The organism is Rhodococcus sp. IEGM 27 (genome assembly GCF_033142305.1).
Taxonomy (GTDB): domain Bacteria; phylum Actinomycetota; class Actinomycetes; order Mycobacteriales; family Mycobacteriaceae; genus Rhodococcus_F; species Rhodococcus_F oxybenzonivorans.
In genome coordinates, this window is the sequence record NZ_JAWLSG010000003.1 from 15969 (window position 1) to 34158 (window position 18190).

Below are 18190 nucleotides of genomic sequence, written 5' to 3' on the forward strand. Positions count from 1 at the left end.
TACCAGTCCCCTACAGAAAGTGAAAAAAATGACCTCAACGATCGAACACACACCAGACAACGCGGCACCGGCTCAAGCCCCGGCGTCTGATCGCGCGTGGGCACTGTTCCGTGCGCTCGACGGAAAGGGCCTGGTACCCGAGGGTTACACCGAAGGGTGGAAGAAGACCTTCGAGGAGGACTTCAGCCCGAAGCGCGGTGCCGAACTCGTCGCGCGGGCCTGGACCGACCCGGAGTTCCGCGACCTGCTCCTCACCGACGGCACCGCGGCCGTGGACCAGTACGGCTACCTCGGACCACAGGGCGAATACATCGTCGCGCTCGAGGACACCCCCGCCCTCAAGAACGTGATCGTCTGCTCCCTCTGCTCGTGCACCGCCTGGCCCATCCTCGGGTTGCCGCCGACCTGGTACAAGAGCTTCGAGTATCGTGCGCGCGTCGTCCGTGAACCGCGAAAGGTGCTGTCCGAGATGGGCACCGTCATTCCGGACGATGTCGAGATCCGGGTGTACGACACCACCGCCGAGACCCGCTACATCGTGCTCCCCCAACGGCCCGCCGGCACCGAAGGCTGGACCCAGGAGCAACTGCAGCAGATCGTCACCAAGGACTGCCTGATCGGGGTCGCAGTCCCGCAGGTCCCGGCCAACTGATCCACCGAATCAAAGGAGTTAAACCCATGGATGGAGTTCACGATCTCGCCGGTGTTCAAGGGTTCGGCAAGGTGCCCCACACCGTCAACGCCGATATCGGTCCCACCTTCCACGCCGACTGGGAACACCTGCCCTACAGCCTGTTCTTCCTCGGAGTGGCGGAGCTGGGGGCCTTCAGTGTCGACGAGGTCCGCTACGTCGTCGAACGGATGGAACCCCGCCATTACATGATGACACCCTATTACGAGAGGTACGCCATCGGCGTTGCCACCCTCATGGTCGAAAAAGGCATCCTCACCCACGAAGAACTCGAAGCGCTCGCCGGGGGCCCGTTCCCGCTGTCCCGGCCGGCCGAGTCGGAGGGCCGGCCTGCCCGCACCGACACCATCACCTTCGAGGTCGGGCAACGTGTCCGGGTCCGCGACGAGTACGTCCCGGGGCACATCCGCATGCCGGCCTACTGCCGCGGCCGGGTCGGGACCGTCACCCACCGCACCAGCGACCAGTGGCCCTTCCCCGACGCCATCGGCCACGGCCGCGCGGACGCCGGCGAGGAACCGACCTACCACGTCAAGTTCGCGGCCGAAGACCTCTTCGGTGACGACACCGACGCCGGCAGCGTCGTAGTCGACCTATTCGAGGGATATCTCGAACCGGCAGCCTGACCCTGCGCCCAGACTGTCACCCACGGCGTCGGCGGGAACGCACCCGTATGGGCGTGACCGCCGACGCCCGCACCGCAGCCGGCGTCTCTCCAAACCCGCGGAAGGATTCAGAAACCATGGCCGACACACGACTTCCTGTGACCGTGCTGTCAGGATTCCTGGGTGCAGGAAAAACCACCCTCCTCAACCAGGTCCTACGCAACCGTGAAGGCCGGCGGGTGGCCGTCATCGTCAACGACATGAGCGAGATCAACATCGACAGCGCCGAAGTCGAACGGGAGATCGCACTGAGCCGCTCGGAAGAAAAGCTCGTCGAGATGACCAACGGCTGTATCTGCTGCACCCTGCGCGAGGACCTTCTCGCGGAAATCAGTGCACTGGCCGCTGACGGACGATTCGACTATCTCCTGATCGAATCGTCCGGTATCTCCGAGCCGCTACCGGTCGCTGAGACGTTCACTTTCATCGACGCCGACGGACACGCGCTGGCAGATGTCGCCCGGCTGGACACCATGGTGACCGTCGTCGACGCCCACAGCTTCCTCCACGATTACCGGACCGGTGGCCGCATCGAGGCCGACGCACCAGACGACGAACGCGACATCTCCGACCTGCTGGTCGATCAGATCGAGTTCGCCGATGTCATCTTGGTCAGCAAGTCCGACCTCGTCACAGCAGAGCACCTGACCGAACTGACCGCGGTCCTGCGCTCACTCAACCCCAATGCCCGCATAAAGTCGATGTCCCACGGCCTGATCCCGCTCGAAACCATATTGGACACCGGCCTGTTCTCCTTGGAGAAGGCCGCCCAGGCGCCCGGATGGCTCCAAGAACTCCAGGGAGAGCACACCCCCGAGACAGAGGAATACGGAATCAGCTCCGTGGTCTACCGGGAACGCGCCCCCTTCCACCCCGGGCGGCTGCACCAGTTCCTCACCGGCGAATGGGGCAATGGACGTCTCCTGAGAGCCAAAGGCTACTTCTGGAACGCGAGCCGATTCACCGAGATCGGCAGTATCTCCCAGGCCGGCCACCTGATCCGACACGGCTACATCGGACGCTGGTGGAAGTTCCTACCCGGATCCTACTGGCCTGACGACGAGTATCGCCGCGCAGGAATACTCGACAAATGGGAAGAACCCGTTGGTGACTGCCGCCAAGAACTGGTCTTCATCGGCCAAGGAATCGACCCCCACGCATTGCGCGACCAGCTCGACGCGTGTCTGTTGACCACCGCCGAGATCGAACTCGGCCCCGACATCTGGACAACATGGGCCGACCCACTCGGCGACAATTTTACCGACCAGGTCACCCGCACGTTTGCCTGAACAAGCGCCATGACCGCCGCCGTCTCGATGGCACCAAATGCCAACCGATCACCTGGTTAGGAACCCGCGCGAACCTTCCTCCCACTGACATTCAGGCCACCAGGGGTCGCTTCTCGGTTTTCACCGGACCGATCGGCGTGAGACACTGACCCACTAAAGCCGGGACCAACTCCTCCCACTCAGCGCGGCCGAGCCGTTCATGAGATGACACTCGATCCTTCGTCGTGGCCTGATGCCACCGTCGGCTTCTCGAGCGAGAACACTATGGCCCTGATTACGCCGGCCAAGCACTGGGTCTACGGCACGATGCCGGCCCGCACTGCAATTGCCCCGGCCTCTCCACGGTTGGCGACGTCGAGCTTCTCGAGCACGCTGGCGACGTGGAACTTGATGGTGCTCTGGCTGATTCCGAGTTCCTCGGCGATGGTGCGGTTGCGTTTGCCCATTGCGAGGTGGGCGAGGACTTCGAGTTCGCGCGGGTTCAGGGTGGAGAGCAGGTGCTCGTCGGGTCGGGCGGCGGGCGGGTCCAACGGAATGGTGAGCGTCACCCTGCTCCCCCACGCGGGGATGGATTCGATGTCGATCCGCCCGCGCAAGGTGTTCAGGCGCCCGGACAGTTGCCGTGTGAGGGCGTTGCGGTCGATGTTGCCGGGACCCTGGTCGCGGGCTTCGATCAGCACGTTGTCGCCGTCGCAATCCCAGGCGATCCGCATTTTGGTGAGCACCGGCTGGGCGAGGAATGCCAGGACGATGGCCCGGACCATCGCCCGCGCCGCGTGTGCCACCTCTCCGGGGAGTGGACGACCGTCGGCCGGCGGTTCGATGTAGTCGACGTCGACCCCGCGGTGCTTGAGCAGTGGTCGTAATTCCCCTTGGAGCCTGGCGAATGCGGTGGTGACCGCTTCCTCGGACAGGGCACGGTCGGCGGCACTTGCGGACCGCAGTGCGATCAATGCGGCCGAGGCTGTTTCGCTGGCGGTGATCCGCGAGCGGCGGTCGTCGAGATCGTTCGAGCGCAGGGTTCCGAGGATCGAGGAGAGGGTCGCCTCGTGAACCTCGGTCAATTCGGCGATGGTGCGGGCACGTTCACTCGACGCGGCCCGTGACTCGGCGAGATAGTCGGGGCTGGCCTGCGCCACCTGGTGCTGGATAGACGTGGCGACGATCCCGAACACGGCGGCGACCTCATCGGGGTCGGGTCCACCCGTCTGAGACGGCCGCGGAACCAGGACCAGCAGGGTGTCGCAGACGTCGCGGATGGCCCACACTCGGCGGCGGACGCCGGCCAGCATGGCGACGCCGTCGTAAACGCCACCGGGTTCGAGGAATTGCTTGATCTCGTCGAGTTCGTCGACGGTGACCCGGTCGACGATTTCGCGCTTACCGGCTACTTTGCGGGGACGCCCGGTGCACTCCGGGGTGAAGATGACCAGGGCCTCATGCGGCCACAACTGGCCGAGGAACAGGGAGAAGCGCGTCGCGATGTCCGGGAGCGGTCCCGTGATCACCTTCCGCATCTCCACCCAGGGGTCGACCTGCAACCGAACAGAGTCCTCCGTGCTTAACACCCATCCACCGTATCGCCGGTAGGGATGGGTGGGCACTGGCCAATCGGCCAGCCCGAACCCGCCGAGCGGCCGGGTGTCGAAGCAGGCGGTAGTTGGCAGTGTCGAGTTCACCACAGGTCGGCTATCACCGAGGAGGATCATGACCGTCACCGTCGAGCAGACACGCACACGGTTCAGTGACGGGCGCCGCATCGTGCTCGACGAGAACGAGCGGCTGCTCAATTCCGTTGCCGCCGAACAATGGGACCGCGCCGGCTTGCTGATCACCTCCGCTCGGGCGGTGTTCGTGATCGGCAACGGACGCAGCGGCCTGGCCGTTCAGATGGCAGCCATGCGGCTGATGCACCTCGGCCTGCGCGTGCACGTCGCCGGTGAGGTCACCGCACCCGCGATCGGCGCCGGCGACGTACTGATCGCCGTGTCAGGATCGGGTACTACCGCATCGGTGGTCGGCGCCGCCGACACCGCGAAGAAGGTCGGGGCCTCGATCCTGGCCGTCACCACCGCATCCGACTCGCCGCTCGCCCGGCGTGCCGACGAGGTGCTGGTCTTGCCGGCGGCCGACAAACAGGACCACAGCGCGACCATCACCCGCCAATACGCGGGCAGCCTGTTCGAACAGTCCGTGCTCCTCGCGTTCGACGCACTGTTCCAGGCGCTGTGGGACAACGAAGACCAGACCGCCGAGCGGTTGTGGGAACGCCACGCCAACATCGGCTGACCCGAAACCCCCAAGACCCCCCGAAGATAGATAACAGGAGAAACACATGACGAAGCTGCAGGTTGCAGTCGATCTGCTCACCACTGCTGATGCGCTGGCGCTGACCCACAAGGTGGCCCCGTACGTCGACATCATCGAACTCGGCACCCCGCTGATCAAGAGCGCCGGCCTCAGTGCCATCAGCGCGATCAAGGCGGCGCACCCGGACAAGGAGGTCTTCGCCGACCTCAAGACCGCCGACGCCGGCTTCCTCGAGGCAGACCTGGCGTTCTCCGCCGGCGCCGACCTGGTCACCGTCCTCGGTGCCGCCGGTGATGCCACCATCAAGGGTGCGGTCGAAGCGGGTCAGAAGCACGGAAAGAAGGTCGTCGCGGACCTGATCGGCGTCGAGAACCGTGTCGAGCGCGCCCGCGAGATCGCCAAGCTCGGTGTCGCGTTCGTCGAAATCCACGCCGGTCTCGACGAGCAGGCCCAGCCCGGATACTCCATCCAGACCCTTCTCGACGACGGCAAGATCGCCGGTGTCCCGTTCTCCGTCGCCGGTGGCGTGAAGGTCGACACCATCGCCGCCGTCCGTGACGCCGGTGCCGACGTCGCCGTCGCCGGTGGCGCCATCTACAGCGCCGAGGACCCGGCTGCGGCCGCGAAGGCACTCAAGGACGCCCTCACCAAGTAGTCATCCAATCGCGAAGGCCCCGAACACGAACCGTGTTCGGGGCCTTCGCTATCGACGGTGCGGTGTCGGCTGCAGTGTGCCTGTGTCCAAGACTGGATCAGCTTCTGTCCGCGAGCGAGGTGGGACCGAACCCCTCGATCGGTCCCACCTCGCCGAACCTCCCTGCCCTATCGGGTCAGAGTGACCGCCACGCACGGCCGGACCGGCTGAGCATCCGATCCGCCGACTCCGGGCCGGACGTTCCGGAGGGATAGTTGTCCGGCCGACCGACACGTGCCCAGTAGTCGAGAAGGGGATCGACGACCCGCCAAGACCATTCGACCTCTTCCCGGCGAGGAAAGAGCGTGGCGTCTCCACGCAGCACGTCGCAGATCAGCCGCTCGTAGGCCTCCGGGGACGGGTCGAACACCGACCGGAAATCCATCCCGAGGCTGACCGGCTGAATGTGCATGCCCCCGCCCGGGCGCTTGGCGCCGATGTGGAGCTCGATGCCGTCGTCCGGTTGTACCCGGAAGACGAGCACATTGGACACCGCAGCAGCTCGCGCGGCCGGCGAACCGTGAGCGGGCGGTCTGAAGGTCACTGCGATCTCAGTCGTCCGCCGAGCGAGGCGTTTTCCGGTACGGATGAAGAACGGAACGCCGGCCCATCGGCGGGTCGCGACACCGACCGTCAGTGCCGCGAAGGTTTCGGTCGCCGAGTCGGCGGGGAACCCAGTCTCGTCAGCCAATCCTGCTACGGGAAGACCGTTCTCGATACCCGCACCGTACTGGCCGCGGGCCGACGTCTCCGACAGTGGGCCGAGGAGCTCGGTGGCAGAGAGGACCTTGATCTTCTCGGCGGCGATGCTGTCGGCGTCGAACGCGACCGGTTCTTCCATCGCGATCAACGCCAAGAGTTGCAGCAGGTGATTCTGGATGACATCGCGGGCGGCACCAACCCCGTCGTAGTACCCGGCACGTCCAGTCACTCCGACACTCTCGGCCATGGTGATCTGCACATGGTCGATGTGCCGGTTGTTCCACAACGGCTCGAACATTCCGTTCGCGAAGCGCAGCGCGAGGATGTTCTGCACCGTCTCCTTCCCCAGGTAGTGGTCGATGCGGTAAATCGACGACGGCGGAAACACTCGTTCCAGTGCGGCACCGAGGGCCTGCGAGCTGGCCAGGTCGTGCCCGAACGGTTTCTCCACCACCACCCGGCGCCAGCCGTGCGCAGTCCGGTTCAGCCCGGTGATCGCAAGTTGGTCGCATACCGGCTCGAACGCCGACGGTGGGATGGACAGGTAGAAGACGTAATTGCCGGGCTTGCCGCGGCGGACATCGAGCTCGGCCAGACGGGCGGCGAGCCGGGCGAACGCCGCGGTGTCGTCGAACGACCCCTGTACGAGGTGGATGCGCTCGGAGAGCCCCGCCCACACCGCAGGATCGAATGGTGTGCGCGCGTGCGCGATCACAGCATCCCGCAACCGGGAATCGAAGTCTGTACTGTCGCGAGCAAAGCCGACGAGATCGAAGTCCGGCGGCAGCTGACCACTGTGCGCGAGGTCGTAGATGGCCGGTATCAGCTTCTTGCGCGAGAGATCACCGGTGACCCCGAAGATCACCATCGACGCCGGGTCTGCGACCTGACCCGTGTTGCCAATCAATGCCTCGCCGACAACGCCTGAGCCGCCTGCCAGCGGGTTCCGCTCCTGCACTTCAGATACGGTCACTTCAGCTGCACTCCGTCTTTTCGCTCCACTACAGGCGCATTCAGACAATGCGTCGGGTACCAGTGTCGAAGGCGGCGAGCCGGAATGCACTTGGCCGAGCGGCCAGTGCCGGCTGCCCGTCCGGTCAGGTGAGGTCGTGCCGATTCCCCCGTAGACATAGGTCTCGGCAAGATCGCCGATGTGAAACGGGAATGGTGACGATGAAACTGGGACTGGTCGGTCTGGGCAAGATGGGATTGAACATGCGGGAGCGTCTGCGCGACCGTGGACTAGAGGCAGTCGGATACGATCCGAGTTCCGCCGACAGCGACGCGGACAGCCTCGAAGCGTTGGTCGAGTCACTTCCCGCTCCCCGCGCGGTATGGGTGATGGTGCCCGCCGGGGCGCCGACCCGTCAGGTCATCGGGCAACTCTCTCGCCTGCTGGCACCCGGGGACCTCGTCGTCGACGGCGGCAACTCCCGGTTCACCGACGACAGGCTCAACGCGGAAATTCTGGCCGAACACGGCATCCGCTACCTCGACTGCGGCGTTTCCGGCGGGGTGTGGGGACGCGAGAACGGGTACGCGCTGATGGCCGGCGGCGACGCGGCCGACATCGACCGGTTGATGCCGGTCTTCGATGCGCTGCGCCCGGACGGTGAACGGGAGGATTCGTTCGTGCACGCAGGACGGGTCGGCGCCGGCCACTACGCGAAGATGGTGCACAACGGTATCGAATACGGATTGATGCAGGCCTACGCCGAGGGGTACGAATTGCTCGCGGCGGAGGAATCCATCGTCGACGTGCCCGCGGTCCTGCGCGCGTGGTCCAAAGGCACCGTGGTCCGCTCCTGGTTGCTCGATCTCCTGGTGCAGGCGCTGTCCGACGATCCCCAATTGGCCGCGATCTCCGGCTACACCGAGGATTCCGGTGAAGGCCGTTGGACCGTCGAAGAGGCCATCGCCCACGCGGTCCCCGCGCCGGTGATCTCCGCTGCTTTGTTCGCGCGGTTCGCGTCCCGTCAGGATGACTCCCCGGCCATGAAAGCGGTTTCGGCACTGCGTAATCAGTTCGGGGGACACGCCGTCCGGCCAGCCGCATCGGCCGGAATCGCCTGACCCGTGACAACCTCGACCCAACCAGCATCCCCCGCAACGCCGTAACCCGGTCCTTGCTGCCGTATTCGAACGATCTCGCCCGGCTTCCTGCTTACCCAGCAGTTGCCCATGGAGTCAAACGGTAAAGCGGTGCAGGATAATCGAGCTCTGGTCGGCACCGCCACCCGGACCATCTGGTGGGTTGAGCCCGGCACCGACGGGCAGCACGCGCCGTCCGGCCGCCCGCTGCTCAGGAAATCTCACCTGACCTTGACGACGACCTTGCCCTTCGCGCGCCCCTGGTCGACGTATGCCAAAGCCTCTTTGGTCTGTTCGAACGGAAAGATTCGGTCCACCACTGGACGTATGGCGCCGGACTCGATGATGGACGCGAGCTGGCGCAACTGGTCTCCACTCGATTTCATGAAGAGGAAGGAGTAGGTGACGTGGTGACGCTTGGCGTTCCTTCGGATTCGAAAGCTCAGAAGGCGCATCACCTGTTGCACGATCCAGTTCAGGCCGGCTTCTTTCGCGAAAGTGTGATCCGGCGGACCGGCAACCGAGATGACCTTTCCGCCCGGTTTGAGAACGCGGAGTGAGTTCGCGAGCGTGTCCCCACCCAGGGTGTCGAGGACGAGATCGTAATCGCGCAGGACCGCCGCGAAGTCGTCTTTCTTGTAGTCGATGACGATGTCGGCACCGAGACGCTGCACCCAGTCGATATTCGCGGTGCTCGTCGTCGTGGCCACGGTCGCACCGAGGTGCTTGGCCAATTGGATCGCGAAGGTACCCACCCCACCTGAGCCGGCATGGATGAGAACCTTCTGTCCGGCCTGCAGATTCGCCCTCTCGACCAGCGCTTGCCACGCGGTCAGGCCGACCAGAGGTATCGAAGCCGCCTCCTCCATGGTGAGCTCTCGCGGCTCGAGAGCCACATCGTCTTCCTGCATTGCGATGAGTTTCGCGAAGGCGCCGATCCGGCCTTGGTCCGGCCGCGCATACACCTCGTCACCTGGCTGGAATCTCCGCACATCGCGTCCAACCTTGACGACCACTCCGGCCAGGTCATTGCCCAACACGATCGGTAGGCGATACGGCAGGACGGGTTTGAGTTTTCCCTCTCTGATTTTCAGGTCCAGCGGGTTCACACTCGCGGCGTGAATCTGAACCAGGACGTCACCGGGGCCCACTTCCGGGTCGGGAGTTTCGCCGAACCGCACGCCGTCATTGCTTCCGTAACGATCGAGAACGAATGCCTTCATCGTCTTTTTCTCCTTGCTCTTTGTGTCGGGGCGTCGCTCAGGCGGAAACCGGGGATCGTTCTCGGCCGGACGACTCGAAGCGTGGAACGAGTTGGTCGTTGCGGCCCAAGGCGGCAACTTCGGTCTCGAGCGACGGGATTGTCAGGGCAGAGAACCGCCTCGTCCACGGCCAGACCAGCGGTGAATTCAAAAGTGCTTTCGCCCAGTTGGCGACGACGACGGCCCGCGGCACATAGACGCGACTGCGCCGGTGGGCAAGTCCTTCCACGATCGCCGAGGCCGCCCGCTCGACACTGGTCGTGACGTTCCCCGGATACGGGAGTCGGTTGCGCATCTGTTGGAAGGAGGGAATGTCGACCTCGGCGCCTCGCACCAGGTCGGTGTCGATCCAGGACGGATGAACCAGGCCGACGGTGATCCCGAGATGGGCCACTTCACCGCGGTAGGCGAGCGCGAGCGCCTCGACCCCGGCCTTGCTCGCACCGTAGGAGGCAAGACCGCCTATCGAGGTGAAGGACAGCGCAGATGCCACGATCAGCACGTGGCCTCCGCTGCGTTGCAGGTGGGGTGTCGCATGCTTGAGTGTGCGGAATACGCCGTTCAGGTTGATGTCCACGACTCGCTCGAAGGATGCTTCGTCCGCGTGCCGCACTGTTCCATAGGCGGCCACTCCGGCGTTGGCGACGACCATGTCCACACCGTTCATGGCACCGGCGCACTCGTCGATCGCGGACTGCAGCGCCGTGCTGTCCCGCACGTCCGCCTCGCACCAATGAGACGACGGCCCCAATTCCGCGGCAAGGGATTGCAGTCGTTCGGGCTCGAGGCCGATCAGAGCGACACGGGCTCCCTGGGCCGCGGCCAGGCGTGCCACCTTCTCCCCGATGCCGCGCGCGGCCCCCGTGACAATCACTTTCCTGCCCACCAGATCTCGTTTCATGGCTCGACTGTAACTTCGTTATACGACGAGCGCAATGGCTCTACGGTTCGGATCTTCCACTGACTTCGGCAGACTCGCTACGCGCCCGAGGCCACTGCCGACTCGCCCGCCGAATTTCCCGCCGGCTGGGCCGACCCGTACAGGCTCACCGCCCGCTCGTGTGAAGCCTGGGCGAGTTCGCGGGTGTCGCCGAGGCCGACGGCAAAGTTCACTCCCATCGGCAACATAACCTGCAGCACCGCGTCGTCGAACTCGGCGAAATGCTCGCCGAGCTCGAGGGTGATGTAACCGTGGACGTAACTCCACAGCTGGGCAGCGACCACCTCCGGGGTGTGGGGCTCGACCCTGCCGGAAGCCACAAGACGTGCACACGCGTGGATGACGCGTGCGTAGGCTTCGCGGAACGCCAGGGAATGCCCACTCAATCGCACGTCCGACTCCAGCGGCCGGTAGGTAGCGCGCGTGGACAGTCCGAACATCAGGTCGTATAGATGAGGGTTCTCGCGTGCCAGGCGCCGACACGTCAATGCCAGTGCGAACAGATCCACGACCGGATCTTCAGTCTCCGGCACCCCGGAAAAGGCGGTGCCGAGTTCGGTGAACCCATAGTCTGCGACCGCGCGGACGAGCTCGGGTATCCCGCCGAAGTGGTGGTAGACCACCATCGTCGACAGACCGGCCGAGGACGCCACGGTTCGCGCCTTGATCGCGGACGGGCCCTGTTCGGCCAGCAGGCCGACCGTGGCGAGAACCAACCGTTCCGGAACACTCCCCTGAACCGGCACCGACGACGTCTCTCCCATAACTACACCTGACTTCGCATTTTCCGCCGGGGCATCCATCTGTACGAGTGACGGTTGCCACTAGCTAATAACGAGGTTACAGTACTCCTATAACGAAGTTACTGGCGGTCGCTCGCCAGACGTGCTTCCCCTTTCAGCCATTCACGGAAGTGAAAATCTCATGACACACAAAACCAAGGGACATCTCGAGGTCGAGGACAGCGGAGAGGTGTTGATCGTGCGGGTCGACGGCGGCCCGCACAGCCTGTTCGGCATCGATATCGCCAACCAGCTCGAGGAGTTGGTAGACCGGGTCGACCGGGATCCGGGCATCCGCGCCGTGGTGTTCACCGGCACACGCCCGGGCCGATTCGTCAGCCATGCGGATGTGCGGTGGCTGCAGGAAGAGGGGGCGGCGGTCCCGCCATTTGGGCGGCGCGGTGCCTCCGCGATCGCGCGGGTGGCCCGAGGAGCGGATCGCGCCCGTGCCCTCGAGCCCATGATGCGCAAAACCCCGCTGTGGGGAGCAGTCCAGCTCGACCGTCTGCATGCCACATTCCTGCGGATGAACGCGAGCGGCGTCATTTTCGTTGCTGCCCTGAACGGTTCGGCGCTCGGTCTGGGTGCAGAATTCGCCTGGGCGTGCGACCTGCGGGTCATGGCCGACGGAGATTTCTTCATCGGTCAGCCCGAGGTACTGCTGGGAATCAATCCGGGTGGTGGCGGTACCCAGCGCCTGACTCGACTGATCGGCACCCATCGGTCCCTGATCGCCATCCTCGAAGGCAAACCGTTCACGCCCGCGCAGGCCCTCGCCAACGGAGCCGTCGACGAGGTTGTTGCGCCGGGCGACGTGGTGACTCGGGCGACCGAGCTCGCCGAATACTTCGGCGCTCGCCCGAGGGAAGCGGTGGCGGCGGTCAAGCGGTCGGTGTATTTCGGCGGCTCGATGTCGCTGGCGGAGGGATTGCATGTCGAGCGCACCGAGTTCCTCGGTACCGATCAATCCGACGATGGCCAGCAGTTGATGCTCGACTATCTCGAGAGCACCGATTCCACCGGTGAGCTGCCCCTCTACAACCCGGACATCTACCAGCAGGCCCTCGAATCCGGCCGCGTGCCCGGGCCCCGCTCGACGAACGAACAGTGAGACCAGCCATGGCCACCAAGAAGCCCTACACCCGTCACGACGTCCTTTTCTCCTCCGGCGACAGTTCCTGCGCGGCATGGCTGTATCTGCCCACCGGCGTAGCGTCCCCGCCCGTCGTCATCCTCGGGCACGGCCTGGGAGCCACCCGCGACATGCGCCTGGACGCCTTCGCCGAGCGTTTCGCCAAGGCAGGCATCGCCGCCTTCGCGTTCACCTATCGGCACTTCGGCGACAGCGGCGGTCATCCCCGCCAGCTGCTGTCGATCAAGAAGCAGCTTGCCGACTGGGATTCCGCCATTGCGTGGGTCAAGGCTCGTGACGGTCTCGACAGCACACGCATTGCCGTGTGGGGCAGTTCCTTCGGCGGTGGACACGCCATCACCGTCGCCTCGCGGCATCCGGAACTGCGAGCCGCCGTCGCCCAATGCCCGTTCACCGACGGGCTGGCCTCCGCGCTCGCGCTCGGTCCGGCCGCCTCGGTGAAAGCCTCGCCTCTGATCGCCCGGGATCTGGCGGCCAAGGTTCGCCGACGCGAGCCGGTCATGATTCCGCTCGCCGGCGCACCCGGTTCACTGGCCCTGATGAATGCCCCGGATGCACTTCCCGGCTACCGGGCTATCGTGCCAACCGGGGCGACGTTCCGAAACGAGGTAGCGGCCCGAGTGATTCCCAGTCTGGTCACCTACCGGCCGGGGCGCGCAGCACAGAACATCGACTTCCCGATCCTGTTCTGCATCAGCAACACCGACACCGTCACCCCACCCGCTCAGACCCTCCGATATGCGCGTACCGCACCGCAGGCAGAGATCAAGACCTACGACGCCGGACACTTCGACTTCTACCTCGGCGAACCCTTCGAAGCCCTGGTCCGCGATCAGACCGAGTTCCTCACCCGCCATCTCGATGCAGCGCCGGCCACACCCGCACCGGGCCGGGCCGCATCACACCGAAGGTGACACGACCACCATGACGTTCGCATCGCTGCCCGACCGCCGCGCCGATCTCGACCCGCACGGACCCGCCGTCTCCGACGCCAGGAGCGCACTCACCAACGCTCAGTTGCTCGACCGAGTACGCGCGGCCACCCGCCACCTCCATCAGCTGAACATCGGGCCCGGAGCCGTCGTTGCCGTGAAGCTGACCAACCGCACCGAGTTCGTGGTGCTGCTGTTCGCGACCTGGCGACTCGGCGCCACCGTCACCCCGGTCAACCCCGCCCTGACCGACGCCGAGGTCGCTCGCCAGCTCGCCGACTCCGCCGCGCGCCTCCTCGTCGTCGACGACGGCTCGACCCCGGCGGGTGATGTCGTCACGCTCCGTGTCGCTGATCTGTACGACGCGCCCGTGGCGGCGGATCCCGCACCTTCCGCCGATACGTCGGCCCCCGCCCTCCTGATCTACACCAGCGGCACCACCGGAGTGCCGAAGGGGGTGATGCTCGACCACACCAATATCGACGCCATGGCCGAGATGGGTGCCCAGGCGCTGCAACTGGGTGAGGCAGACCGATGCCTGCTGATCCTGCCGCTGTTCCACGTCAACGGCATCGTCGTCAGCGTCCTCACCCCGCTGCTCGTCGGTGCCAGCGTCGTTATAGCCGGCCGATTCGATCCCCGAACCTTCTTCGATCTCGTCGAATCGGAACGCCCGACCTTCTTCAGCGCTGTGCCGACGATCTACAACATCCTGGCGGCCCTCCCGAGCGAGGTTCGGCCCGACACGTCCTCACTGCGTTTCGGCATCTGCGGCGCCGCACCCGCCTCGCCGGAGTTGCTGGCCAGGTTTGAGGGCAGGTACGGATTTCCCCTCCTCGAGGGCTACGGGCTGTCCGAAGGGACCTGCGCGTCCACTCTCAACCCTGTGTCGGGGCCCCGGCGCGCCGGAACGGTCGGGATTGCCTTCCCAGGTCAAGAGATTCGCATCGTCGACCCGAACGGCACTGACATGGGTGTGGGGGTGGACGGAGAGGTCCTCGTGCGCGGCCCCAATGTCATGCGCGGCTACCTCGGCCGCCCGGACGACACCGCGCGCGTCCTCGTCGACGGATGGCTGCACACCGGCGATATCGGTCACCTCGATGCGGAAGGCTACCTGACACTGGTCGGACGATCGAAAGACATGATCATCCGCGGCGGCGAGAACATCTATCCCAAGGAAATCGAGGACGTCCTCGCCGGCGACCCGTCCGTGCTCGAGGCCGCCGTGATCGGCGTACCCGACCACATTTGGGGCGAGGTCGTCGTCGCCTACGTGCAACCGGCACCCGATTCGACCGTCGACCCGGCTGCGCTGCACGCACTGTGCACGCAGAAACTCAGCCGCTACAAGCGGCCGACGTCGATCGTCGTCGTCGAAGCCATCGCCAAGAACGCGGTCGGCAAGATCGACAAGAACACACTGCGGGCCGCCCATGCCCTCGCGACGTCGTAAGAATCAATCCCTGCGAAAGGTACTGCTTCATGGCCTCCCTGCACGATCCATTACCGTTGCCCTGCGGTCAGGTACTCCCGAACCGAATCATGAAGTCTGCGTTGAGTGAAGCGCTCGGTGATAGACGGAACTCTCCTGACCACCGCCTCGAACAGCTTTACGCCACCTGGAGTCGAGGCGGCTACGGGCTGCTCGTCACCGGCAACGTCATGGTCGACCGCACCCAGCTCGGTGAGCCGGGCAATATCGTCATCGAGGACGAGCGTGATCTCGACGCGCTGACCCGCTGGGCGAAGACGGCCAAGGATGCCGGTGTCCCGATCTGGGTTCAACTCAATCATCCCGGACGCCAGGCGAACCCGCTCGCGCTCGGGCACACTCCCGTCGCTCCGAGTCCGGTGCCGCTCGATATTCCCGGCGCGTCCACCCCGCGGGAGCTGACCTCCGGTGAAATCGAGGGCATCATCGAACGTTTCGCCGCCTCCGCTCTGGTCTGTGAGACAGCAGGTTTTGACGGCGTGCAGATTCACGGTGCCCATGGCTACCTCGTCGCCCAGTTCCTCTCACCGTTGGCGAACCGGCGCGATGACGAGTGGGGTGGTGACCCGCAGCGGCGGATGCGCTTCGTCCTCGAGGTCGTGCGCCGCATTCGCGCGCGGGTGTCACCGGGCTTCGCGGTCGGCATCAAACTCAACTCGGCCGACTTCCAACGCGGCGGATTCACCGAAGACGAGTCCCGCGTGGTGGTCGCGGCGCTGGCCCAGGAAGGCCTCGACCTGATCGAGGTCAGCGGAGGAAGCTACGAGTCTCCCGCCATGATGGGCAGTGCCGCGGCCAGTACCCGCGCCCGCGAGGCGTACTTTCTCGACTACGCACGCACTGTCCGCGCGCTGGCAGGAGATGTTCCGCTTGCGGTGACCGGCGGTTTCCGCTCTCGCACCGCCATGGAGGGGGCAATTGGGGCCGGCGAGTGCGATGTCGTCGGGATCGGACGGCCCACCGCGACGACCACCGATGCTGCCGACGTCATCCTCGCCGGGCGCGCCGACGCCCTCACCACTCATCAGTCGCGATCCGGAATGCGGGGTGTCCTGGGTAGGGTGGTCGACGTCAAGGCGCTGGACGGGCTCCTCGACCTCGGCTGGCACACCGACCAGCTGCACCGCATCAGCGCCGGTCTCGAACCCGATCTGAATCGGGGGCTGCTCGCCACCACGGTCGCACTGTTGCGTCGCAACGGGCGGACATCCTTTCGACCCAAGCGGGGCGGATAGGCCGGCCGAGGTGAACCGGTGGACCGGCGACCTGGGGGCGGTGCTCAGTGGGAGTTCGGCTCGGCGTGCTCCAGGAGCCGGCCCGCGCCGGCGATTCCAGACGCCAGTATCTCCGCCGACAGCTGTTCATCGGTCACGGCTCGGGCGAGCTGCATCGTGCCGACAAGTACGGCAATGACGCCAATGGCTGTGCTTCTGGCAGATGATGATTCGTCGCAGCCGGTGCGGTTCGCCACCAACTCGATGATTCTCACGATTCCTTCGGTATATGCACTGCGGATCTCAGTGCTCGCCCGCGCGATCTCGTCCAGCAAGGCGGCTGACGGACAACCCTGATCTGGATGATCGCGATGGTCGCACGACAGGTAGTCCTCGACGAATGATTGGAGCGAACCGTCGTCGGAGAGCAGCGAACGCAGCGTTTCCTCCTGCGCTGTCAACTGATCCGCGACGGTAACGGCGACGAGCTGGTCTTTGGAACCGAAGTGCGCATAGAAAGCGCCATTGGTCAAACCCGCGTCCGACATGAGCGCACTCACGCCGGAACCATCGATACCGCTGCGCTTGAGTCGTCGACCCGCAGTGTCGAGTATGCGACGACGCGTCTGAGCCTTGTGCGCTTCGTCGTACCGCGCCATTTCTGCACCACCCTGCTTCGTAGGTCACCACGACGTCTTCCTTGCCAGCCGCGAGTCTACGGGATAGCCTGACGATCGTAATATTATGGTCGTACGCTAATCGGCTCGACGGTTGGCCGCAAGCTATCGATGTCGAGCTACAAGGAGTAATGAAATGACACTTCACAACGCGCAAGAGGGCGACGCAATTGCTTGGGCAAAGGCGCCGACGAAAGTCATCGACGTCAACGGTGTGCTGTTCGCGTACCGCGAATTGGGGCCCCGGGGCGGAGTGCCGGTGGTGTTCCTCCATCATTTCACCGCCGTCATGGATGACTGGGACCCCCGGGTGTTGGACGGCATCGCTCAGCACCACCATGTGATCGCGTTCGACAATCGCGGGGTGGGTGCCAGCGGTTCACGCGTACCCGCCGACCTCACGCAGATGGGCGTCGACGCAATTGCGTTCATTCGCGCTCTCGGCCACGACACCGTCGACTTGTTCGGTTTTTCGCTCGGAGGTGCGGTGGCTCAAGTCATCGCACTGCGAGAACCTCGGCTCGTGCGACGAATGGTGCTCGCCGGTACCGGGCCGCGTGGGGGTAGCGGTATCGACAAGATGGCTCGAATCGTCACCAATGCGTACCTGAAGGCTGCGCTCGCACGCAAGGACCCACGGCACTTCCTCTTCTTTCCCCGCACCTCTGAAGGCAAACGAGCAGCGAACGACTACCTCGCACGTTTGGCCGAGCGAACCGACGGCCGCGACAAGCCGATTTCCATCCAAGCCAGGTTTGCGCAAATCGCAGCGATCGTACGAGCCGGAAAGGCGGCTCCGGACGACCTGTCGGTGGTCACCCACCCCACCTTCGTCGCAAATGGCGACCACGACCTGATGGTCGCGAGCGAGCACTCGGAGGACCTGGCGCGGCGACTGCCGAATTCGCGTTTGACGATCTACCCGAACTCCGGACACGGCGGTGTCTTCCAGTACCACCATCGATTCGTTCCTGAAGTGCTCGAATTCCTTGCCCAGCCCTGAGTGGGGTACTTTTCCTTGCCTCCTTGTACCCTTATGTGTACCTTGCGGGTCACCACATTCACAGGATTCTCACCCGGTACTCACGCACACTCCAGGTGCGTTCGCGAGCGCCGGGTGTGCATCGAGTTGGTGTTCGAATGAAGGTAGGAAACCCCGAAGAAGTCAGATCAGCATCGATCAACGTGGAGGCGCCGATGCGCGACGGCACGATTCTCAGGGCCGATGTCTATCGGCCGGCGTCACCGGGTTCGTATCCGGTGCTGATCCAGCGCACCCCGTACGACAAGACG

17 protein-coding genes and 1 pseudogene are annotated in these 18190 nt (G+C 64.9%); 12 read left to right on the top strand and 6 right to left on the bottom strand.

Annotated features, from left to right (window positions below):
• Nucleotides 1-28: 28 nt before the first annotated feature.
• The 3 genes from nthA (at nt 29) to R4P95_RS10990 (ending at nt 2645) form a co-directional block, all read left to right on the top strand.
• Complete coding sequence (nthA, locus tag R4P95_RS10980; RefSeq protein WP_213575516.1) at nt 29-652, top strand: nitrile hydratase subunit alpha; 624 nt, start codon at nt 29-31, stop codon at nt 650-652.
• Nucleotides 653-678: 26 nt separating this feature from the next.
• Entirely contained in the window at nt 679-1317 is a 639-nt protein-coding gene (gene nthB / locus R4P95_RS10985; RefSeq protein WP_213575517.1) for a nitrile hydratase subunit beta, read from the top strand.
• 116 nt (nt 1318-1433) lie between these two features.
• Nucleotides 1434-2645, top strand: coding sequence for a GTP-binding protein (locus R4P95_RS10990; RefSeq protein WP_317744588.1), 1212 nt, complete (start codon nt 1434-1436; stop codon nt 2643-2645).
• Nucleotides 2646-2941: 296 nt separating this feature from the next.
• Here R4P95_RS10990 and R4P95_RS10995 read toward each other — a convergent pair whose 3' ends face one another.
• On the bottom strand, nt 2942-4162 hold the full coding sequence (locus R4P95_RS10995) for a LuxR C-terminal-related transcriptional regulator (RefSeq protein ID WP_317744633.1): 1221 nt from the start codon (nt 4160-4162) through the stop codon (nt 2942-2944).
• 190 nt (nt 4163-4352) lie between these two features.
• Here R4P95_RS10995 and hxlB point away from each other — a divergent pair, with 190 nt between their 5' ends.
• Both hxlB and hxlA read left to right on the top strand, forming a co-directional pair.
• Complete coding sequence (hxlB, locus tag R4P95_RS11000) at nt 4353-4934, top strand: 6-phospho-3-hexuloisomerase (protein WP_317744586.1); 582 nt, start codon at nt 4353-4355, stop codon at nt 4932-4934.
• 46 nt (nt 4935-4980) lie between these two features.
• Nucleotides 4981-5610, top strand: a complete 630-nt coding sequence (hxlA, locus tag R4P95_RS11005) for a 3-hexulose-6-phosphate synthase (protein ID WP_109334663.1) — start codon at nt 4981-4983, stop codon at nt 5608-5610.
• Nucleotides 5611-5785: 175 nt separating this feature from the next.
• On the opposite strand, the gene zwf is transcribed toward hxlA, so the two are convergent.
• Nucleotides 5786-7324, bottom strand: a complete 1539-nt coding sequence (zwf, locus tag R4P95_RS11010; protein ID WP_317744585.1) for a glucose-6-phosphate dehydrogenase — start codon at nt 7322-7324, stop codon at nt 5786-5788.
• Between the two features lie 200 nt (nt 7325-7524).
• Between zwf and gnd the strand changes: the two genes are divergently transcribed.
• Entirely contained in the window at nt 7525-8424 is a 900-nt protein-coding gene (gnd, locus tag R4P95_RS11015; protein WP_213575521.1) for a phosphogluconate dehydrogenase (NAD(+)-dependent, decarboxylating), read from the top strand.
• Between the two features lie 38 nt (nt 8425-8462).
• Nucleotides 8463-8634, top strand: a pseudogene (locus tag R4P95_RS11020) (glucose-6-phosphate isomerase); the annotation flags it as partial.
• 29 nt (nt 8635-8663) lie between these two features.
• Here R4P95_RS11020 and R4P95_RS11025 read toward each other — a convergent pair.
• The 3 genes from R4P95_RS11025 to R4P95_RS11035 all read right to left on the bottom strand — a co-directional run bounded on the left by R4P95_RS11025 (nt 8664) and on the right by R4P95_RS11035 (nt 11408).
• Nucleotides 8664-9665, bottom strand: a complete 1002-nt coding sequence (locus tag R4P95_RS11025; RefSeq protein ID WP_317744584.1) for an NADP-dependent oxidoreductase — start codon at nt 9663-9665, stop codon at nt 8664-8666.
• A gap of 37 nt (nt 9666-9702) precedes the next feature.
• On the bottom strand, nt 9703-10605 hold the full coding sequence (locus R4P95_RS11030; RefSeq protein WP_317744582.1) for an SDR family oxidoreductase: 903 nt from the start codon (nt 10603-10605) through the stop codon (nt 9703-9705).
• 77 nt (nt 10606-10682) lie between these two features.
• Nucleotides 10683-11408: a TetR/AcrR family transcriptional regulator gene (locus R4P95_RS11035; protein ID WP_317744581.1), complete on the bottom strand. Its 726-nt coding sequence runs from the start codon at nt 11406-11408 to the stop codon at nt 10683-10685.
• Nucleotides 11409-11568: 160 nt separating this feature from the next.
• On the opposite strand from R4P95_RS11035, the gene R4P95_RS11040 reads away from it, so the two are divergent.
• Genes R4P95_RS11040 through R4P95_RS11055 form a run of 4 tightly spaced genes read left to right on the top strand, consistent with a single transcriptional unit; the run spans nt 11569 to nt 16241 of the window.
• A complete protein-coding gene (locus R4P95_RS11040) occupies nt 11569-12537 on the top strand; it encodes an enoyl-CoA hydratase/isomerase family protein (protein ID WP_317744579.1) in 969 nt (322 codons plus the stop codon).
• An 8-nt stretch (nt 12538-12545) separates the two neighbouring features.
• The gene (locus R4P95_RS11045) at nt 12546-13493 is read left to right on the top strand and encodes an alpha/beta hydrolase (RefSeq protein WP_213575526.1); all 948 of its coding nucleotides are present in this window, start codon (nt 12546-12548) and stop codon (nt 13491-13493) included.
• 10 nt (nt 13494-13503) lie between these two features.
• The gene (locus R4P95_RS11050) at nt 13504-14967 is read left to right on the top strand and encodes a class I adenylate-forming enzyme family protein (protein WP_317744577.1); all 1464 of its coding nucleotides are present in this window, start codon (nt 13504-13506) and stop codon (nt 14965-14967) included.
• Nucleotides 14968-14996: 29 nt separating this feature from the next.
• Nucleotides 14997-16241 carry an NADH:flavin oxidoreductase/NADH oxidase family protein gene (locus R4P95_RS11055; protein ID WP_213575528.1) on the top strand — a complete coding sequence of 415 codons (1245 nt, stop codon included), beginning with the start codon at nt 14997-14999 and terminating at the stop codon, nt 16239-16241.
• A gap of 44 nt (nt 16242-16285) precedes the next feature.
• On the opposite strand, the gene R4P95_RS11060 is transcribed toward R4P95_RS11055, so the two are convergent.
• Nucleotides 16286-16879, bottom strand: coding sequence for a TetR/AcrR family transcriptional regulator (locus R4P95_RS11060; RefSeq protein ID WP_213575529.1), 594 nt, complete (start codon nt 16877-16879; stop codon nt 16286-16288).
• Between the two features lie 154 nt (nt 16880-17033).
• Here R4P95_RS11060 and R4P95_RS11065 point away from each other — a divergent pair, with 154 nt between their 5' ends.
• Entirely contained in the window at nt 17034-17900 is an 867-nt protein-coding gene (locus R4P95_RS11065) for an alpha/beta hydrolase (protein WP_317744576.1), read from the top strand.
• The last annotated feature ends 290 nt before the right edge of the window (nt 17901-18190 follow it).

Coding starts and splice junctions, on each gene's coding strand:
- nthA (WP_213575516.1), top strand. CDS start 29: ATGACCTCAACGATCGAACACACACCAGACAACGCGGCACCGGCTCAA.
- nthB (WP_213575517.1), top strand. CDS start 679: ATGGATGGAGTTCACGATCTCGCCGGTGTTCAAGGGTTCGGCAAGGTG.
- R4P95_RS10990 (WP_317744588.1), top strand. CDS start 1,434: ATGGCCGACACACGACTTCCTGTGACCGTGCTGTCAGGATTCCTGGGT.
- R4P95_RS10995 (WP_317744633.1), bottom strand. CDS start 4,162: ATGCGGAAGGTGATCACGGGACCGCTCCCGGACATCGCGACGCGCTTC.
- hxlB (WP_317744586.1), top strand. CDS start 4,353: ATGACCGTCACCGTCGAGCAGACACGCACACGGTTCAGTGACGGGCGC.
- hxlA (WP_109334663.1), top strand. CDS start 4,981: ATGACGAAGCTGCAGGTTGCAGTCGATCTGCTCACCACTGCTGATGCG.
- gnd (WP_213575521.1), top strand. CDS start 7,525: ATGAAACTGGGACTGGTCGGTCTGGGCAAGATGGGATTGAACATGCGG.
- R4P95_RS11025 (WP_317744584.1), bottom strand. CDS start 9,665: ATGAAGGCATTCGTTCTCGATCGTTACGGAAGCAATGACGGCGTGCGG.
- R4P95_RS11030 (WP_317744582.1), bottom strand. CDS start 10,605: ATGAAACGAGATCTGGTGGGCAGGAAAGTGATTGTCACGGGGGCCGCG.
- R4P95_RS11035 (WP_317744581.1), bottom strand. CDS start 11,408: ATGGGAGAGACGTCGTCGGTGCCGGTTCAGGGGAGTGTTCCGGAACGG.
- R4P95_RS11040 (WP_317744579.1), top strand. CDS start 11,569: ATGACACACAAAACCAAGGGACATCTCGAGGTCGAGGACAGCGGAGAG.
- R4P95_RS11045 (WP_213575526.1), top strand. CDS start 12,546: ATGGCCACCAAGAAGCCCTACACCCGTCACGACGTCCTTTTCTCCTCC.
- R4P95_RS11050 (WP_317744577.1), top strand. CDS start 13,504: ATGACGTTCGCATCGCTGCCCGACCGCCGCGCCGATCTCGACCCGCAC.
- R4P95_RS11055 (WP_213575528.1), top strand. CDS start 14,997: ATGGCCTCCCTGCACGATCCATTACCGTTGCCCTGCGGTCAGGTACTC.
- R4P95_RS11060 (WP_213575529.1), bottom strand. CDS start 16,879: ATGGCGCGGTACGACGAAGCGCACAAGGCTCAGACGCGTCGTCGCATA.
- R4P95_RS11065 (WP_317744576.1), top strand. CDS start 17,034: ATGACACTTCACAACGCGCAAGAGGGCGACGCAATTGCTTGGGCAAAG.